The sequence below is a fragment of the Stenotrophomonas sp. YIM B06876 genome (genome assembly GCF_030711595.1).
In the GTDB taxonomy this organism is placed as follows: Bacteria; Pseudomonadota; Gammaproteobacteria; order Xanthomonadales; family Xanthomonadaceae; genus Stenotrophomonas.
Genome location: NZ_JAUJUJ010000032.1, coordinates 15376 through 32563, shown reverse-complemented (window position 1 = coordinate 32563; position 17188 = coordinate 15376). Strand labels below are relative to the sequence as shown.

General features: G+C 66.7%; 16 protein-coding genes and 1 pseudogene. 7 read left to right on the top strand and 10 right to left on the bottom strand.

All coding sequences use genetic code 11. The annotated features are described in order from the left end of the window. From QZH66_RS12105 to QZH66_RS12080, 6 genes are all read right to left on the bottom strand, one after another. Window positions 1–602: LemA family protein (locus tag QZH66_RS12105; RefSeq protein WP_305806196.1), on the bottom strand; the 602-nt coding region annotated here is incomplete at its 3' end. 102 nt (window positions 603–704) lie between these two features. Next, the gene (locus QZH66_RS12100; protein ID WP_305806195.1) at window positions 705–1454 is read right to left on the bottom strand and encodes a TerC family protein; all 750 of its coding nucleotides are present in this window, start codon (window positions 1452–1454) and stop codon (window positions 705–707) included. A 53-nt stretch (window positions 1455–1507) separates the two neighbouring features. Next, window positions 1508–1888, bottom strand: a complete 381-nt coding sequence (locus QZH66_RS12095; RefSeq protein ID WP_305806194.1) for a diacylglycerol kinase — start codon at window positions 1886–1888, stop codon at window positions 1508–1510. 175 nt (window positions 1889–2063) lie between these two features. After that, a complete protein-coding gene (locus tag QZH66_RS12090; protein WP_305806193.1) occupies window positions 2064–3335 on the bottom strand; it encodes a HAMP domain-containing sensor histidine kinase in 1272 nt (423 codons plus the stop codon). A 151-nt stretch (window positions 3336–3486) separates the two neighbouring features. Beyond that, window positions 3487–4200 (bottom strand): response regulator transcription factor, encoded by a 714-nt coding sequence (locus tag QZH66_RS12085; RefSeq protein WP_305806192.1) that lies wholly within the window; start codon window positions 4198–4200, stop codon window positions 3487–3489. Between the two features lie 80 nt (window positions 4201–4280). Further along, window positions 4281–4940 (bottom strand): arylesterase, encoded by a 660-nt coding sequence (locus QZH66_RS12080; protein WP_305806191.1) that lies wholly within the window; start codon window positions 4938–4940, stop codon window positions 4281–4283. A gap of 12 nt (window positions 4941–4952) precedes the next feature. On the opposite strand from QZH66_RS12080, the gene QZH66_RS12075 reads away from it, so the two are divergent. The 4 genes and pseudogenes from QZH66_RS12075 to QZH66_RS12060 all read left to right on the top strand — a co-directional run bounded on the left by QZH66_RS12075 (window position 4953) and on the right by QZH66_RS12060 (window position 8696). Continuing rightward, complete coding sequence (locus QZH66_RS12075) at window positions 4953–5663, top strand: ATP-binding cassette domain-containing protein (RefSeq protein ID WP_305806198.1); 711 nt, start codon at window positions 4953–4955, stop codon at window positions 5661–5663. Further along, window positions 5660–7354 (top strand): annotated as a pseudogene (locus QZH66_RS12070) (FtsX-like permease family protein); the annotation flags it as partial. The gene QZH66_RS12075 and the pseudogene QZH66_RS12070, both read left to right, overlap by 4 nt. 104 nt (window positions 7355–7458) lie before the next feature. Continuing rightward, window positions 7459–8247, top strand: a complete 789-nt coding sequence (locus QZH66_RS12065; RefSeq protein ID WP_305806190.1) for an FtsX-like permease family protein — start codon at window positions 7459–7461, stop codon at window positions 8245–8247. A gap of 95 nt (window positions 8248–8342) precedes the next feature. After that, window positions 8343–8696, top strand: a complete 354-nt coding sequence (locus tag QZH66_RS12060; RefSeq protein ID WP_305806189.1) for a DMT family protein — start codon at window positions 8343–8345, stop codon at window positions 8694–8696. Between the two features lie 51 nt (window positions 8697–8747). Here the strand turns inward: QZH66_RS12060 and QZH66_RS12055 are convergent, their stop codons facing one another. The 4 genes from QZH66_RS12055 to QZH66_RS12040 all read right to left on the bottom strand — a co-directional run bounded on the left by QZH66_RS12055 (window position 8748) and on the right by QZH66_RS12040 (window position 13440). Continuing rightward, window positions 8748–9680 (bottom strand): DUF6607 family protein, encoded by a 933-nt coding sequence (locus tag QZH66_RS12055; protein ID WP_305806188.1) that lies wholly within the window; start codon window positions 9678–9680, stop codon window positions 8748–8750. Window positions 9681–9796: 116 nt separating this feature from the next. Beyond that, window positions 9797–11980 (bottom strand): TonB-dependent hemoglobin/transferrin/lactoferrin family receptor, encoded by a 2184-nt coding sequence (locus QZH66_RS12050; RefSeq protein WP_305806187.1) that lies wholly within the window; start codon window positions 11978–11980, stop codon window positions 9797–9799. A 148-nt stretch (window positions 11981–12128) separates the two neighbouring features. Further along, window positions 12129–12323: a hemin uptake protein HemP gene (locus QZH66_RS12045; RefSeq protein ID WP_305806186.1), complete on the bottom strand. Its 195-nt coding sequence runs from the start codon at window positions 12321–12323 to the stop codon at window positions 12129–12131. 145 nt (window positions 12324–12468) lie between these two features. After that, a complete protein-coding gene (locus QZH66_RS12040) occupies window positions 12469–13440 on the bottom strand; it encodes an aldo/keto reductase (protein ID WP_305806185.1) in 972 nt (323 codons plus the stop codon). A 198-nt stretch (window positions 13441–13638) separates the two neighbouring features. Here QZH66_RS12040 and QZH66_RS12035 point away from each other — a divergent pair, with 198 nt between their 5' ends. The 3 genes from QZH66_RS12035 (at window position 13639) to dusB (ending at window position 17064) form a co-directional block, all read left to right on the top strand. Next, entirely contained in the window at window positions 13639–14937 is a 1299-nt protein-coding gene (locus tag QZH66_RS12035; RefSeq protein ID WP_305806184.1) for a nucleoside transporter C-terminal domain-containing protein, read from the top strand. A 29-nt stretch (window positions 14938–14966) separates the two neighbouring features. Next, on the top strand, window positions 14967–15917 hold the full coding sequence (locus QZH66_RS12030; protein WP_305806183.1) for a ribokinase: 951 nt from the start codon (window positions 14967–14969) through the stop codon (window positions 15915–15917). Window positions 15918–16056: 139 nt separating this feature from the next. Next, window positions 16057–17064 (top strand): tRNA dihydrouridine synthase DusB, encoded by a 1008-nt coding sequence (dusB, locus tag QZH66_RS12025; RefSeq protein ID WP_305806182.1) that lies wholly within the window; start codon window positions 16057–16059, stop codon window positions 17062–17064. Window positions 17065–17188 lie beyond the last annotated feature (124 nt).

The window sequence follows — 17188 nt, the reverse complement described above, 5'->3', positions numbered from 1 at the left end:
GCCGGCGGTGGCGCGGCCGGCGGGGTGAAGTCGACCGCCGGCGGCTGGGCGATCTGCGCTTCGTTCTCCACGGTGAAATTCGGCTTGCTCTGGTAACCGAAGATCTTGGCGGTGATCACCTGCGGAAACGAACGGATATAGGTGTTGTAGTCCTGCACCAGCTGGATGTAGCGGCCACGCGCCACGGTGATACGGTTTTCGGTACCCTCCAGTTGCGCCTGCAGGTCACGGAAGGACTGGTCCGCCTTCAGATTCGGATAGTTCTCAGTCACCACCAGCAGCCGCGACAGCGCGCTGGACAGCTCGCCCTGTGCCTGCTGGAACTTCTGCAACGAGGCCGCATCGTCGGTGTTGACCTGGATCTGGCCGACGCGGGCGCGGGCCTCGGTGACCTCGGTCAGCACCTGCCGCTCATGCTGGGCATAGCCCTGCACGGTCTTGACCAGGTTGGGAACCAGATCGGCGCGGCGCTTGTACTGGTTGAGCACTTCCGACCAGCCGGCCTTGACCGCCTCGTCCTTCTGCTGGATGGCGTTGTAACCGCAGCCGGACAGGAACATCGCAACACAGAGCAGCACAAGCGGACGGAAAAGACGGCGCATGACAGCTTCCGGAGTGGGCGGGAATCACGAGCATGCCATGGCCGGCGTAAAGGCGTCTGCACAACGGAAAAGGGCCGGCAATGCCGACCCTTCCCTCTCCGCTTACCAGTTGCCGGCACCCGGCACGTGATGGGCCACGGCCCGGCGGCGCATCAGCAGGTTCAGCCATTCGACCAGCACCGAGAACCCCATCGCCGCGTAGATGTACGGCTTGGGTACATGCACCTCCAGCCCGTCCAGGACCAGCACCGCCCCGATCATCAGGATGAAGGCCAGCGCCAGCATCTTCACCGTCGGATTGGCGTCGATGAAGGCGCCCAGCGGGTTGGCGGCCAGCAGCATCACCGCCACCGACAACAGGATCGCCGCCACCATCACCGGAACGTGCTCGGCGATGCCGACCGCGGTGATCACCGAATCCAGCGAGAACACGATATCGATGACCGCGATCTGCGCGATCACCATGCCAAAGACCGCCGAGGTCCTGGTGGTGGTGGGATCGGCATCGTCGCCACCCGTGATCAGCTCGCGGATCTCCATCGCGCCCTTCACCAGCAGGAACAGCCCGCCGACGATCAGCACCAGATCTCGGATCGAGATGCCCATGCCGCCGACGTTGAACAGGTTGGTCTGCATATGCGCCAGGTAGGCCAGCGACACCAGCAGCATGATCCGGGTGATGCAGGCCACCGCGATCCCGAGGCGGCGCGCGAACGGACGCCGCTCTTCGGGAAGGCGGCCGACCGCGATCGAGATGAACACCAGATTGTCGATACCCAGCACGATTTCCAGCGCGCTGAGGGTGAACAGGGTCAACCAGACGTTGGGGTCGGCAAGCAACTCAAGAGACATGAACTCAATCCTTCATTGAAACGGTCAAAGCGACGGCACGTGATTGCGCGCCCTCAAAAAATTCGGGGCACCAGGATCAGGCCCCAGCACAGCAGCACATTCATCATCAGCACGAACACCGCGGCCGAGCCCATGTCCTTGGCGCGGCCGGCCAGCTCGTGGAATTCGCTGCCATAGCGCTCGATCACCGCTTCGATGGCCGAGTTGGCCAGCTCCATCGACAGCACCAGCAGCATCGAGCCGAGCATCAGCACCTGTTCGATCGGCGTCTGTCCCAGCCACAGCCCGACCGGGGCCAGCAGCACGAACAGGTACACCTCCAGCCGGAACGAGGATTCATGCAGCCACGCGGCACGCAGGCCCTGCCAGGACCAGACCGCGGCCTTGAAGATACGCGCCGGCCCACGCGGCATATGCCCCTGCTGATCAGCCATCAACGAGGACTCCCGCGCGACACAAGCAAAGGGAAGGCGGCAACAAAACCGTCATGACACAGGCACCGGAGCTGAAAAGGCGATCGGCAATACTGCCACAAGCCTCCCGCTTTGCCCTATCGCAGGCGTTTCGGCGCTTCCCGCGGGGGCGGCCGGTGCGCGTTCCGCGCCGGTTTCAGGAAAACCGCACGGTGGCCACCGTGCCACGGCCCGGCTCGCTTTCCAGCTCGATCTCCCAGCCAAAGCGGTTGCACAGCCGGCGCACGATCGACAGGCCCAGCCCGGTTCCCTGCGGACGGCTGGGCTCGCCGCGGTAGAACGGCTCGAAAATGCGCTGCAGCACATCGGCCGACATTCCGATGCCGCTGTCCCGCACCACCACCGTGCCCGGTCCCACCTCGATCTCGATGGTGCCCTCATCGGTATAGCTGCAGGCGTTGCGCAGCAGATTTCCGACCACCACCTGCATCACCCGTGGCGGCGCATGCAGCGGACTGGCGCTGTGCACATGCACCTGCAGCTGGATTGGACGACTTGCCAGCAATTCACGGGCGATGCCTACTTCCTGCCGGACGATATCCGCCACATCGAAAGTCTCACTCTGCGGTTCGATATCCGCCTCGCGCGCCAGGATCAGGAACGCGTCAATCACCGCCTCCATGTCGCGGCCGGCGCGCTGGATGCGCTGCAGACTGCGCTGCAGGCGCGGACCCAGCTCCGGGTCGCCCAGCGCCATGTCACTGGCGACGCGGATCACCGTCAACGGCGTGCGCAGTTCGTGGCTGGCGTCGCGGGTGAAATTGCGCTCGCGGGCGACGTGCTCGGTGACCCGGTTGGCCAGCGTGTGCAACGCCGCCGCCAGCTGCCGGGTTTCGCCCTGGACATCGGCCGGCAGGTGCTCCGGTGCCAGGTCGGCGACATCGGGGTGTCGCGGGTCCCAGCGCGAAACCCGGCGCGCCAGCCAGTTCACCGGCGACACCAGTCGCCGCGACGAGCGGTAGGTCAGCCATGACACCGCATAGATCGCCAGCAAAATCAGCAGTACCGGCACCACCCCGAACCAGAACGCCAGCCGCTCGGCCTGCGAGCGCAGGAACACCAGGTACAGGCGCGCACCGGCCTGCTGATCCACCAGCACCAGTTGATCGGACGGCTCCAGCTCGTGGAAACCGGGCTCCAACGTGCGCAGCGGCGCCGGCAGGCTCAGGCTGGATTGGCCGTTTTCAAGCAGGTAGCCGCGGATGTTCCGGGTATTGGGCGGCGGCTGGACCGGAGAGGCCTGGTGCAGGCTCCAGTAATAGTCCGCCTCTTCCTGCAGCACGCTGTGGATCAGGCTGTGTTTGATCACCAGCGAGACCAGATAGCCCCCCAGCAGGACTGCCAGGCTGGTCAGCAGTGTCTGCACGATAAACGCGATCCTGATCTTTCGTGGCAAGCCGTGCGGCATTACAGAACCCGGAAAAAGTTGCGGCCATTATAAAAACCGGCGCTGTGATTCCTTCGTGCACCCACACACGCAAAACCCGTCACGCGCGTGGCGTGACGGGCCGTGATGGTCATTGCGGCAACGCCGCCTCCCCCGCGTTGCAATTGCCTGCTCAGCTCATGGGCTGGGCGATATCGGCAATCCGATAACCGGCACTCTGCACGGTGTGCAGCAACGGGTGCTCAAACGGCTTGTCGATGATCTTGCGCAGGTTGTAGAGATGGCTGCGCAACGTATCCGAATCGGGCAGGCCATTGCCCCAGATCTCACGTTCGATTTCCTGACGGGTGACCACCCGCGGCGATTCGCGCATCAGGATGGTGAGAAGGCGCAGGCCGATCGGCGAAAGCTGCAGCTCGGAACCGGCGCGGGTGGCACGCATGCTGACCGGATCCAGCACCAGGTCACCGACCTTGAGCACTTCCGAACCGACCTGGCGGCGCTCCCGGCGGATCAGCGCACGCAGGCGCGCTTCCAGCTCCTGGATCGCAAACGGTTTGGTCAGGTAGTCATCGGCGCCATGGCTCAGGCCGGTGAGTTTGTCATCCAGCGTGTCGCGTGCGGTCAGCATCAGCACCGGGGTGGACTTGCGCGCATCGTTGCGCAGGCGGCGGCACACCTCGATGCCGTCCAGGCGCGGCAGCATCAGGTCCAGCACCACCACGTCATAACTGTTCTCGGCGGCCAGGCGATAGCCATCAAGGCCGTCGCAGGCATAGTCGACTTCAAACCCGCGTCCTTCCAGATACTCGCCGATCATCTCGGAAATGTTGCGATTGTCTTCAACGACCAGCACCAGGCCGGACGATTCCTTTGTCTGTCGCATGGAGCTTCCTCATTTCTTCAGCTTTGTGAAACATGCCGGACGCGGGGTGGATTCCGCGTGAAGAGACCGGGTGCGGGTGGTCACGGTTTCAGCAACGGCCGCAGCACCGGCCATACGTTGTCGAGCAGGCGCGGCTGCGCGGCGGCGGTGGGGTGCAGCCCGTCGGCCTGCATCAAGGACGGCTGCAGCGCGACACCCTCCAGAAAGAACGGCACCAGCGCGGCGCCATGCCGGCGCGCCACTTCCACATAGGTCTGGCGCAACCGTTGCCGGTAGACCGGGCCGTAATTGGGCGGCACATCGATCCCGAGCAACAGCACCCGGGCACCGCTGTCGGCGCTGAGCACCACCATCCGGTCCAGGTTGCTGCGCAGTTGCGCCGGACTCAGCCCCCGCAGCGCGTCGTTGCCCCCCAGCTCGATCACCACCACCTTGGGCCGATGCTTCTGCAGCAGCGCCGGCAGCCGGGTCAGTGCACCGGAGGTGGTTTCCCCGCTGACGCTGGCATTGACGATCGCCGGCGCCGGCTGCAGCTGTGCCTGCACGCGCTGATCGAGCAGATTCACCCAACCTGACGCCGCCGGAATATTGTGGGCGGCGCTGAGACTGTCGCCCACAACCAGTACGCTGGTGCGGGTGGGCGCAGGGCTGGCCAGCCCCGCCAGCGGCAACGCCAGCAACAGCAGCGTCCAACCCCAGCGGTGGATGCGCCCTGCCCAACCTGTACGTGTTCCACTCATCGGAGACTCCTCATCGACAACCTGCCTTCCCGTGCCCCGGCCGGCATCGCCATCGACGCTCGTGGCGTCGGCAAATCCGTGCGTGGACCGGAAGGGGACGTCCACATCCTCGACAGCGTCGACTTGACCATCACTGAAGGTGACAGCGTGGCCATCGTTGGCGCGTCCGGCTCAGGCAAGACTACCCTGCTCGGGCTGCTGGCCGGCCTGGACCTGCCCAGCCGCGGCGAGATTTCGCTGGCCGGCGCGGCCCTGGGCAGCCTGGACGAGGAGGCCCGCGCCGCCCTGCGCGCGCGCCAGGTCGGGTTCGTGTTCCAGAGTTTCCACCTGCTGCCGGCGCTGACCGCCGAGGAGAACATCGCGCTGCCACTGGAGCTGGCCGGACGCGAAGACCCTGCCCGGGTGCGCGAGGTGCTGCAAGCCGTGGGCCTGGCGGCGCGTGCCCGCCACTATCCGCGCCAGCTGTCCGGGGGCGAACAGCAACGCGTCGCCCTGGCCCGCGCGTTCGTGGCGCGGCCGCGGATCCTGTTCGCCGATGAGCCGACCGGCAGCCTCGACCAGGCCACCGGGCACCAGATCAGCGACCTGCTGTTCGCGCTCAACGCCGGCAACCGCACCACGCTGGTGCTGGTCACCCACGACCTGCAACTGGCACGGCGCTGCGCCCAGGTGTACCGGCTGGAAGCCGGGCGCCTGCAGCGGATTCCGGATGCCGCGGCATGAACGTGTGGCGGCATGCGCTGCGTGCGGTGCGTCGCGAGTTCTTCGCAGGCGATCTGCTGACCGTATTCGCCGCCCTGGTGCTCGGCGTGGCCGTGATGACCGCGGTCGGCACACTGGTGGACCGGGTGACCCTGGCGCTGAGGGCGAGCGCGGCGGAGATGCTGGGCGGCGACCTGGGCCTGAGTGGCCGCGAACAGATTCCCGAAGCTTTCGTCGACGAGGCCCGCGCCCGCGGCCTGCGCACGACCCGCGTGGTCAGCTTTCCCAGCGTGCTGTTCCACGGCGACGACAGCCAGATGGCCACCATCAAGGCGGTCAGCGCCGGGTATCCGCTGCGCGGGCAACTGCGGCTGGACGCCGCGGCACCGGGCACCGCCAGCGTGCCGCCCCGCGGACAGGCCTATGCCGACCCGCGCCTGCTCGCCGCGTTGAAACTGCAGCGCGGCGACGCGCTCGAGTTCGGGGCCGGATCACTGCAAGTCACCCAGGTGCTGCTGGCCGAACCGGACACCTCCGGCGAGCTGCTGCAACTGGCGCCGCCGCTGCTGGTCAACCTGGCCGATGTCGACGCGGCGGGCCTGCTGGGCCCCGGCAGCCGCGCCTCGTACCGGATGCTGTTTGCCGGCCCCCCGGCGCGGATCGCCGATTTCCGCGCCTGGCTCAAACCGCGCAGCACCGGCCTGCAGCTGGTCGGGATCGAGGATGCGCAACGCGGCGTGCGTGACGCCTTCGACCGCGCCGGGCGTTTTCTGGCCCTGGCCGGGTTGCTGGCCGTGCTGCTGGCCGGGATTGCCACCGCGCTGGCGGCCAACCGCTTCGCCCTGCGCCGGATCGACTCTGTCGCCGTGCTGCGCTGCCTGGGCGCGCGCCAGCGTGACATCCTCGCCTCGCTGGCGCTGCAACTGCTGTTGATGGCGGTACCGGCCTGCCTGCTGGGCATCGCCCTGGGGATGCTGGCGCAGACCGGGCTGGTGCAGGCGCTGGGCAGCCTGTTGCCCGACCGGCTGCCGCTGCCCCAGGCGATGCCGGCGTTGGCCGGGGCCGGCATCGGCCTGTTGCTGTTGCTCGGTTTCGGCCTGCCACCGCTGCTGCGCCTGCGCAACGTGCCGCCGATGCGGGTGCTCAATCGCAGCTTTGCCGCGCTGCCCCCCACTTCGATGCTGGTCTATCTGGCGGCACTGGCGGCCACCGTCGCGCTCACGGTGCAGGCCACCGGTGATGGCCGACTGGCCGCCTGGGTGCTGGGCGGGCTGGGCGGGCTGAGTCTGCTTACCGCGCTCTGTGGCGGGGCGCTGCTGCTGGTCATGCACCGGCTGCAATCCCGCCTGCATGGGCCGTGGCGGCTCGGCGTTGCGGCGCTGACGCGCCGGCGCGGCCTGAGCGTGGTGCAACTGGTCGGCCTGTCGCTGTCGCTGTGCGCGCTGCTGTTGCTGGCGGTGATCGGCCCGGGCCTGCTCGGCCAATGGCGCGACCGCCTGCCCGCCGACACTCCCAACTACTTTCTGATGAACATCCAGCCCGAGCAGGCGCAGGCCACCGGTGCCTACCTGCACACGCTCGGCGTGATTGCGCCCACGCTGGAGCCGTTCAGCACCGGCAAGCTGCTGGCCATCAACCGTCAGCCGCCGCAACTGCGGGAGAGCCGCGCCGACCGCGAGGGCGACGAGGCCGACCGCCCGGTGAATTTTTCCTGGNGGAGCCGTTCAGCACCGGCAAGCTGCTGGCCATCAACCGTCAGCCGCCGCAACTGCGGGAGAGCCGCGCCGACCGCGAGGGCGACGAGGCCGACCGCCCGGTGAATTTTTCCTGGCGGCACGCGTTCCCCGAAGCCAACACGCTCACCGCCGGCCGCTTCTGGGCGGCGGACAGCCGCGCCGCCGAGGCCTCGGTGGAACAGGGGTGGGCGCAGCGTTACGGACTGGCGCTGGGAGACACCCTCACCCTGCAGCTGGGCGATGAGCAGCGCAGCTTCACCGTGACCAGTTTCCGCAAGGCCGACTGGGATTCGTTCCGGGTCAACTTCTTCCTGCTGCTCAATGCCGGCGCGGTGCAGGACGCGCCGTACAACCTGATCTGCGCCTTCCATCTGCCGGCCACGCAGGCCGCGCAACTGGCGCCGCTGACCCGCCAGTTCCCCAACATCTCGCTGCTGGATATCGACGCCATCCTTGGCCGGGTGCGCGAGGTGATCGACCGGGTCAGCCAGGCGGTGCAGCTGGTGATGGGATTCAGCCTGCTGGCCGGCGTGCTGGTGGTACTGGCCGCGCTGCAGGCCACCGCCGGCGAGCGCCGCCACGACAACGCGGTGTTGCGCACCCTGGGCGCGCGCCGGACCCAGCTGCGCGGGGCGGTGCTGGTGGAATTCGGTGCGCTGGGCGCGCTGGCCTCGCTGCTGGCCGTGGCCGCCGCCGCGGTGATCGGCGTGGTGGTTGCCCGCGAGACGTTCGAACTGGCACTGGTGCCGCCATGGCCGGCGCTGCTGGCCGGTGGCCTGGCCGGCACCGCGCTGAGCATGCTGGCCGGCTGGTGGGGCACCCGACGCATCCTGCGCACGCCGCCCGCACTGGCCTTGCGCGATGCCTGATGCCTGATGCCTGATGCCTGATGCCGGGAAGGACATTGCCGCAGCCTGCACGGGTCGCGGGATTAAACTGCGGCGCCTTCTTTCCGCAAATGACCATGTCCGGTCTGTCCTTCACCCGCTACCTCTATCCGGTGCTGTTGCTGCTGGCCAGCAACATGTTCATGACCGTGGCCTGGTATGGACACCTCAAGTACAGAAGCACGCCGCTGGTGCTGGCGATCCTGGCCAGCTGGGGCATCGCCTTCTTCGAATACTGCCTGCAGGTGCCGGGCAACCGGCTCGGCAGTGCGGTGTACTCGGCACCGCAATTGAAGGGCATACAGGAAGTGATCACGTTGCTGGTGTTCGCGGTGTTCTCGGCCACCTACCTGGGCCAGCCGCTGAAATGGAATCACTGGGCGGCGTTTGCGCTGATCGTGGTGGCGGCGCTGTTGATGTTCAAGGAATGACCCACAGCGCCTATCTGCATGAAAAGGCCCCGCAATGCGGGGCCCTTGGGGTTACTTGATTGGCGCCGGTTCGACGAACCGGGAGAACACCGCATCGATCTTCGCCTCATCCACCGCCGCCCCGCCCTGCACGGCTTCGGCCTGTTCAAACAGCGGGATGATCATCGCCATGCCGTCCAGCTTGGTTTTCAGATGCACGCCCGGCGCCTTGCCCAGGAAGCCGTCCCAGCGCTGGCGCACCTTCGCCCAGAACCCGGTTGTGGCGTTCCAGTAATTGCGGGCGGGGGAGAAATCGACCTCGGTGGTCTTGAGGTAGTCGTTGAAGCCGAACTCGCGCGCGATCTCCACCTGGCTGCCATCGGCATTGCGCTGCACCTTGGTGTTGAACTGCTCGTGCGTCCAGCCATTGGGCGTGAGCGTGTGCCGGTTGATCACCGCCAGCGCGTTGTAGTCGCTGCGCTGGGTGTACTCGCGCCGCGGCAGCGGCCGCCAGCTCAGGTCGCTGGTCCAGGTCGGCACGTTGTTGGCGTAATCCCACTTGCCGGTACCGCAGTAACGCGGCCCATCGCTAACCTCGTACACGCACTGGGTCCAGGCGCCTTTGTTGACTGCCGCGGGAATCGCGCGCACCGCCCAGGTCTGCTCGGCGCTGAACTCGAAACGGTTGGCCGCTTCATAGACCCAGTCCTGCCGCCAGTGCTTGGTGACGTGACCACTTTTGCCATCCACCAGCAGGTGCTGCAGGACGACGCGGTGCGGGCTGTCCTCCACCACGATCACCACCTCGTTGCCGCCACTGCGCATGGCCGAGGCGCGCTCGTAGCCGGGTTTGAGCAGCACGGTTTCATCGAAGGCGAAATCCACCGTGTACTCGCCCTGCATCGCCAGGATGCTGGCGCGATCGCGCGCGGTGTCCACGGACTGGGCGCTGGCTGTGCCACTGCTGGCCAACAGCAGCACCGCGCTGGCGGAAAGCAATTTCATGGGTATTTCCTTTATGGAGTATCGGTAACGGGAAGTGGCCATCCGTGGCCGGGAGAGAGCCGGTTGCCGCAGCAATGCGCGCACTGCTGCGTGCTGGCGGTATCAGCGCAGCGACATCACCAGGACACCGCCAGGCTGGCCGACACCGTGCGACCGGGATTGGTGTAGCGATCCAGCACCGGGCTGTTGCCGGCCAGGTTGGCGGTGATGCCCGACCAGTCGATGTACGTGCGGTCGCCCAGATTGAACACACCGACATTCACTTTCGCGCCCGGGGCGAACTCCCAGTGCGCCATCAGATCCAGCACGCCGTAGCCGCCAGGGCGGTAGGCCGTGGCACTGGCGATGCGGTCCTTGCGACGCGCGAAGCTGCCGGCCAGTTCCACACCCCACGTGTCACGGTCGTACATCAGCCCGATGCTGCCGCGCAGCGGATCGATCGAATCCAGCGGCACGTCCTCGGTCCGGTTGTCACCGCGCGACCACGCCGCCGCGCTGCGCAGTGACCAGCCTTTCAGCGCGTCGGCCAGTTCGCCGAAATCCACCCCGGCCTTCATTTCCGCGCCGTAGATCCGCGCATCGGCGATGTTCTGCGACTGGAACACCATCAGTCCCTGCGCGTTGGTGCCGACATAGCGCTGGGATTCGATGAAGTCGCGGTAGTCGTTGTAGTAGCCGCTCACACTGACGTAGGCCACCGGCGCGATGAAGCGCAGTCCCAGTTCCACGCCGTCACTGGTTTCCGGCTTCAGATCCGGATTGGGAATGGCGGTGTAGCCGAACATCACGTTGGTGAAACCCAGGTTGACGTCGTTGTACGGCGGCGAACGGAAGCCGTGCGAATAGCCGGCGAACAGCGACCACTGGTCGTCAAAACGCCACACCGCACCGAACTTCGGCGACACGCTGGTCTTGCTCAGCGAGGCCACCGGCATGCCCGGGTTGTCCGTAGCGAAGATCGCATCCATCTCCGGCTTGAGCCGGTAGTGATCCACGCGGATGCCCGGCACCAGCGACAGCCGGCCCTCGGCCAGGCGCATCTCGTCCTGCGCATACAGGCCCAGCTCGGTGGTCTTGCTGACCGGGAAGTCGCGCACCGGGAACACGTCGGGCAGGATCGTGGTGCTGACCGTGCCGTTGGCCAGCACCTGGAAGCCGTCGCGCTTCTGGCGGATTTCCGTCCACGCACCGTCCACGCCCCAGGTCAGCGCATGGGGCACGCTGCCGGTGTCGAAGGACTTGTCCAGCACCGCCTGCAGGCCGTAGACGCGCTGGTCGAAATTGAACTCGCGATGGCGGCGGCTGCCATTGGCGCGCTGCTCGTTGGTGATCTGCGTGGTCTCGCTGTCCTGGCGGTACAGCTGCCAGCGCAGGCTGTCGGCGAACGCGCTGTCGAGCGCATCCATCTCATGGGCGAACGCCACCCGCGCGCGGGTCTGGGTGTCATGCGCGGTCATGCCGGTGGTGGTGGTGCGATCGATCGCCGAATACACGTCGGTATCGGTGATGTCCTCGTTGCCTTCCACGGTCAGGCGGAAGCGCTGGTTCTGGTCGGGGGCATAGACCAGCTTGGACAGCACGCTGCGCCCATCACGCTGCTGCGGATTGGACGCGGTGCGGGTGTTGTCGCGGCTGCGCACCTCGCCCTGGTTGCCGGTTTCCTGGCCCTGGCGGTGGTTGACGTTGACGATGCCGCTCCAGCGCTCGCCGCCGAATGCAGTGGTCACGCTGCCCAACAGGCCCTGCCAGTCGCCGTCGTAGCCGAATTTCAGGCCGACGTAGCGGTCTTTGCCTTCGCCCAGATAATCCGCCGGGTCCTTGGTGACGAACGCGACCACCCCACCCAGTGCGTCGGAGCCATACAGCGAACTGGCCGGCCCGCGCACGATCTCGACCCGCTTGAGCGTTTCCAGATCGGTGAAATCGTGGTTGGCATTGGCGAAGCTGCCGATGTTGAAACTCTTCGGCATGGCGATGCCGTCGGTCTGGATCAGCACGCGGTTGCTGTCCAGGCCGCGGATGCGGAAGCCGCCCAGGCCGAAGCGGGTGGCGCTGCGGGTCACGGAAATACCCGGCTCGTAGCGGACCAGATCGCGGATGTCGTGCACCAGCTGGTTGTCCAATTGTTCGCGGTCGATCACATCGACCGTGGCGGCCACATCACTGACAGCGCGCGCGGTACGGGTGGCGGTGACCTGGACACGGTCGAAATCGCGCACATCGGCCGAGTCGGCGGTTTCAGCGTGCACAGGAGACAACACCGCCCACAGGGCGGCGCTCAGAACAGTTGGACGGATCATGGGTGCCTGGAATCAATCGAAGGAACGGAACCCCTGGCACAGCAACCGGCTTGGCGAAGCAGGCCGGCGGCCAAGGGAGAGAGAACGGGTCGATTCAGGCGGGCGTGGCGCCAATGCGGGCGTCGGCTGGCAGGAGTGTGCTGCGGAATTACTTGGTCAGGATCAGCTTGTCGTTGCTGGTATGGCGCAGCCGGTAGAACTTGTCGCCATGCTGGATCAGGATTTCGCGCTGACCCTTGAGCAGAGCGCCGCTGTCGAGGATCCCTTCAACGGGCATCAACTGGACCGGGCGTTGCGGCAGATGCAGCGTGCGGGAGCGGAGCAGGACAGGTTGGGCGGACATCATCGTGATTCCGTGCTGGGGACGAACTTGATGATAATGATTCTCAATACCATTGCAAGCAGGGCGAACGAGATTTCCTCAGCTCACCCCGCCCCACCCTCACCCCTAGCGGCAGGAGCGCGCACGCTCCGCCGCCAGACGAGCTTCAGGCAAATGCCGCTTCGATCTTCTTCCAGGCGGCATCTTCCACCCGTGTGGCCACATCCAGCGCACGCAGGTTTTCCTCCAGCTGCGCCACCCGGCTGGCGCCAAGGATCACGCTGGAGACATGCGGGTTGCGCAGGCACCAGGCGATGGCCAGCTGTGCCGGCGACTCCCCCAGCTCCTGCGCCAGCGCGGTGAACCGGCGCACCTTGCCCAGCCGGTCCTGCGCCGGGTCGCCGAGCACGGACGCCTGCAGCCAGCCCAGCGATTCCTGGCCCAGCCGCGAGGCCGGATCGATCCCGTCGTTGTACTTGCCGGTCAGCAGGCCCGAGGCCAGCGGCGACCAGATCGTGGTGCCCAGCCCGGCTCCGGCGTACAGCGCTGCGTACTCGGTTTCGACCCGCTCGCGGTGCAGCAGGTTGTACTGCGGCTGCTCCATCACCGGGGCATACAGATTCCTGTCCTGTGCGATCGCCAGCGCCTCGCCGATCTGTGCCGCCGACCACTCCGACGTTCCCCAGTACAGCACCTTGCCCTGGCGGATCAGCGTATCCATCGCCATGACGGTCTCGGCAATCGGCGTATCCGGATCGGGGCGGTGGCAGTAGTACAGATCCAGATAGTCCACCCGCAGGCGCTTGAGCGCGGCGTGGCAGGCGTCGGTGACATGTTTGCGCGAGAGCCCGCGCTGGGTCGGCGCGGGGTGTTCGAGCGAGCCGAAAAACACTTTGCTGGAGACGCAATAACCGTCGCGCGGCAGCCGCAGGTCGGCGATCACATCGCCCATGACCTGTTCGGCCCGGCCCTGCGCATAGCCCTCGGCGTTGTCGAAGAAATTGACGCCGTTGTCCCACGCCGCGGCAATCAGGTTGCGGGCCTCGTCACGGGCGATCTGCCCGCCGAAGGTGACCCATGCGCCGAATGACAGGGCGGAAAGCTGCAGGCCGGACGACCCGAGGCGACGATATTCCATGGCTGGCTCCTGAAACGGGTCCGCAACCGGCGCGGACGGGACAACAGTTTAGCCGCCCCGTCAAGCCCGCAGCGGCGGCCGGCCTTGCCGATAGCGGCGCAATCGCGGCAAATAACCGCGCTGAACCGGATTTTCCTTGCCGCGCATCACCCCGCTGCTCTAGGCTTGCGGTCTTTGCGGGCACGCCGGGAAATTCTCATGGTCGAAGGTTTGGGCAGGATCGGCTTCGGCCTGTTCGGTTTGGCGGTGCTGCTCGGCATCACCTGGCTGTTTTCCAACAACAAGCGTGCGGTGGACTGGAAGCTGATCGGCACCGGCGTGGCCCTGCAGATCGCCTTTGCCGCGCTGGTGCTGCTGGTGCCGGGCGGGCGCGACGTTTTCAACTGGCTGGGGCAGGGCTTCGTCAGGATCCTGAGCTTCGTCAATGAAGGCTCGAGCTTCATCTTCGGCAGCCTGATGGACGTGCCCAAGTACGGCTTCATCTTCGCCTTCCAGGTGCTGCCCACCATCATCTTCTTCTCGGCGCTGATGGGCGTGATGTACCACCTGGGCGTGATGCAGGCGATCGTGCGCGGCATGGCCTGGGCGATCACCAAGATCATGCGTGTGTCCGGCGCCGAAACCACCAGCGTCTGCGCCAGCGTGTTCATCGGCCAGACCGAAGCACCGCTGACGGTGCGTCCGTACATCTCCAAGATGACCCAGTCCGAACTGATCACGATGATGATCGGCGGCATGGCGCACATCGCCGGCGGTGTACTGGCGGCCTATGTGGGCATGCTCGGCGCCGGGGACCCGGTGGCGCAGGCGTTCTACGCCAAGCACCTGCTGGCCGCCAGCATCATGGCTGCACCGGCCACGCTGGTGATCGCCAAGATGCTGGTACCCGAGACCGGCACCCCGCTGACCCGCGGCACGGTCAAGATGGAAGTGGAAAAGACCTCCAGCAACATCATCGATGCCGCCGCCGCCGGCGCCGGTGACGGCCTCAAGCTGGCGCTCAACATCGGCGCGATGCTGCTGGCGTTCATCGCCCTGATCGCGCTGCTCAATGCGCCGCTGACCTGGTTCGGCGATGTCACCGGCCTGGCCTCGGCCATCGGCAAACCCACCGACCTGTCCACCATCTTCGGCTATCTGCTGGCACCCATCGCCTGGGTGATCGGCACCCCGTGGGCCGACGCCACCACGGTCGGTTCGCTGATCGGCCAGAAACTGGTGATCAACGAATTCGTGGCCTATCTGCAGCTGTCGGAAATCATCAACGGCAAGGTCGCCGGCGTGACCCTGAGCGAAGAGGGCCGCCTGATCGCCACCTACGCGCTGTGTGGTTTTGCCAATTTCAGCTCGATCGCCATCCAGATCGGCGGCATCGGCGGCCTCGCTCCGGACCGGCGCCATGACCTGGCCAAGTTCGGCCTGCGCGCGGTTCTGGGTGGCACCATCGCGACCCTGATGACGGCTACCATCGCCGGTGTACTGACGCACTTCAACTGATTCCCTGCCCTTTTCGAGAAGTAGATTCCATGAGTTCTGTTGTCGTTGCCGGTTCCTTCAATGTCGATCACGTCTGGCGCTGCGATGCCCTGCCCGCGCCGGGCGCAACCATTGCCGGACGCTATACCACCGGTCCCGGCGGCAAGGGGTTCAACCAGGCCGTGGCGGCGTGCCGTGCCGGCGCCGACACCACGTTCCTGTGCGCGCTGGGCGATGACGCCGGCGGCGCCATGGCCCGCGGGCTGGCCCGGCAGGACGGTTTTGCGCTGGTGGCCGAAACCAGCAGCGAACCTACCGGCACCGGCGGCATCTATGTCGATGGCCACGGCCGCAACACCATCGTCATCGGCCCCGGCGCCAATGCCGCGCTGAGCACCGCCTTCATCGAAAGCCAGCGGGCGCTGATCAGCGGCGCCAAAGTGCTGCTGGCGCAGCTGGAGTCGCCGGTGGAAACCATCGAGGCGGCGCTGGCGATCGCGCGCGAGGCCGGCGTGGTCACCGTCCTCAACGCGGCACCGGCCAACGCCCCGTCCAGCATCGGCCTGCTCAAGCTGGCCGACGTGCTGACCCCCAACGAAACCGAGTTCGTCGCCCTGCTCGGCCGCCATGTCGGCGAGCGGGTGGAGGCCGATGACGTGGCCACGCTCGATGGCGCCCGCCTGCATGCGCTGTGCCGCGAGCTGTGCGGCAACACCGTGGTGGTGACGCTGGGTTCGGTGGGCGTGTTTGTCTCGCATGCGGAAGAAAAGCTGCGCGGCGATACCCAGCCGTATTACCGGGTGGCCGCCGAAGCGGTACACGTGGTCGATACCACCGGCGCCGGCGATGCGTTCAATGGCGCACTGGTCGCGTCCCTGGCGCAGGCACCGGAAGCCGCGTTCGCCAGGCACGTGCGCTTTGCCAACCAGTACGCCGCCCGTTCGACCGAGAAGGAAGGCGCGGCAGTGTCGATGCCGAAAATGACCCCGGCCGACGCCTGATCAACCTCGTATAGAAGCGGCGCCAGTCGCAACCCGGGCTGGCCGGAAAACGCCTCATCGCGCCTTGCCGCCCTGCCGCGGCGACACCTCCACAGCGGCATTCCAGCCCGTTCGCGGGCCGCGAAACTACAATAGCGCCATGCAGATCGGCCCCTATACCATCGCCCCCCATGTGGTGCTCGCGCCCATGGCCGGGGTCACCGACAAACCGTTCCGGCAGCTGTGCAAGCGCCTGGGCGCGGGGCTGGCCGCCTCGGAAATGACCATTTCCGATCCGCGCTTCTGGAACACCCGCAAGTCGATCCACCGCATGGACCACAGCGGCGAGCCGGCCCCGATCAGCGTGCAGATCGCCGGCACCGAGCCGCAGCAGCTGGCCGAGGCGGCACGCTACAACGTCGACCATGGCGCGCAGATCATTGACATCAACATGGGCTGCCCGGCCAAGAAGGTGTGCAACGCCTGGGCCGGCTCGGCGCTGATGCGCGACGAGGCGCTGGTGGCGCGCATCCTTGAGGCGGTGGTCAATGCAGTCCAGGTGCCGGTGACGCTGAAGATCCGCACCGGCTGGGACTGCGACCACCGCAATGGCCCGCGCATCGCGCATATCGCCGAAGACAGCGGCATCGCCGCGCTGGCCGTGCATGGCCGTACCCGCGACCAGCATTACACCGGCAGCGCCGAATACCAGACCATCGCCGCCATCAAGGCGGCGCTGCGCATCCCGGTGATCGCCAATGGCGACATCGACTCGCCGCAGAAAGCCGCGCAGGTGCTGGCACTGACCGGGGTGGACGCGGTGATGGTCGGCCGCGCCGCGCAGGGCCGCCCGTGGATCTTCCGCGAGATTGCCCACTATCTGGCCACCGGGCAGGAACTGCCGCCGCCGACCCTGACCGAAGTGCGCGACATCCTGCTCGGCCACCTGCACGACCTGCACGCCTTCTATGGCGAGCAGCAGGGCGTGCGCATCGCGCGCAAGCACCTGGGCTGGTACGCCCGCGATCGTCCGGAAAATGCGGCGTTCCGCGCCGTGGTCAACCGCGCCGACGACGCCGCCAGCCAGCTGCAGCTGACCGGCGCCTATTTTGACGGGCTGATCGCCGCGGCGGCTGCCGATCGCGTGCAATACCCGGCCGCCGGCTGAGCGCACCGCGATGCGCGGCCGCACGCCCTGAACGACGTTTCCGGAGCACCGCCGGCGCATGGGCGAAGCGGTGTGGCGGTTTCCGTGATGCGGCCACCGGCGTCAGCGTCTTTCATTTGGAAAC

Excerpts from the sequence above, each read along its gene's own strand:
- dusB (WP_305806182.1), top strand. The coding sequence starts at position 16,057 with ATGCAGATCGGCCCCTATACCATCGCCCCCCATGTGGTGCTCGCGCCC.
- QZH66_RS12035 (WP_305806184.1), top strand. The coding sequence starts at position 13,639 with ATGGTCGAAGGTTTGGGCAGGATCGGCTTCGGCCTGTTCGGTTTGGCG.
- QZH66_RS12030 (WP_305806183.1), top strand. The coding sequence starts at position 14,967 with ATGAGTTCTGTTGTCGTTGCCGGTTCCTTCAATGTCGATCACGTCTGG.
- QZH66_RS12095 (WP_305806194.1), bottom strand. The coding sequence starts at position 1,888 with ATGGCTGATCAGCAGGGGCATATGCCGCGTGGGCCGGCGCGTATCTTC.
- QZH66_RS12055 (WP_305806188.1), bottom strand. The coding sequence starts at position 9,680 with ATGAAATTGCTTTCCGCCAGCGCGGTGCTGCTGTTGGCCAGCAGTGGC.
- QZH66_RS12050 (WP_305806187.1), bottom strand. The coding sequence starts at position 11,980 with ATGATCCGTCCAACTGTTCTGAGCGCCGCCCTGTGGGCGGTGTTGTCT.
- QZH66_RS12060 (WP_305806189.1), top strand. The coding sequence starts at position 8,343 with ATGTCCGGTCTGTCCTTCACCCGCTACCTCTATCCGGTGCTGTTGCTG.
- QZH66_RS12045 (WP_305806186.1), bottom strand. The coding sequence starts at position 12,323 with ATGTCCGCCCAACCTGTCCTGCTCCGCTCCCGCACGCTGCATCTGCCG.
- QZH66_RS12040 (WP_305806185.1), bottom strand. The coding sequence starts at position 13,440 with ATGGAATATCGTCGCCTCGGGTCGTCCGGCCTGCAGCTTTCCGCCCTG.
- QZH66_RS12100 (WP_305806195.1), bottom strand. The coding sequence starts at position 1,454 with ATGTCTCTTGAGTTGCTTGCCGACCCCAACGTCTGGTTGACCCTGTTC.
- QZH66_RS12090 (WP_305806193.1), bottom strand. The coding sequence starts at position 3,335 with ATGCCGCACGGCTTGCCACGAAAGATCAGGATCGCGTTTATCGTGCAG.
- QZH66_RS12080 (WP_305806191.1), bottom strand. The coding sequence starts at position 4,940 with ATGAGTGGAACACGTACAGGTTGGGCAGGGCGCATCCACCGCTGGGGT.
- QZH66_RS12085 (WP_305806192.1), bottom strand. The coding sequence starts at position 4,200 with ATGCGACAGACAAAGGAATCGTCCGGCCTGGTGCTGGTCGTTGAAGAC.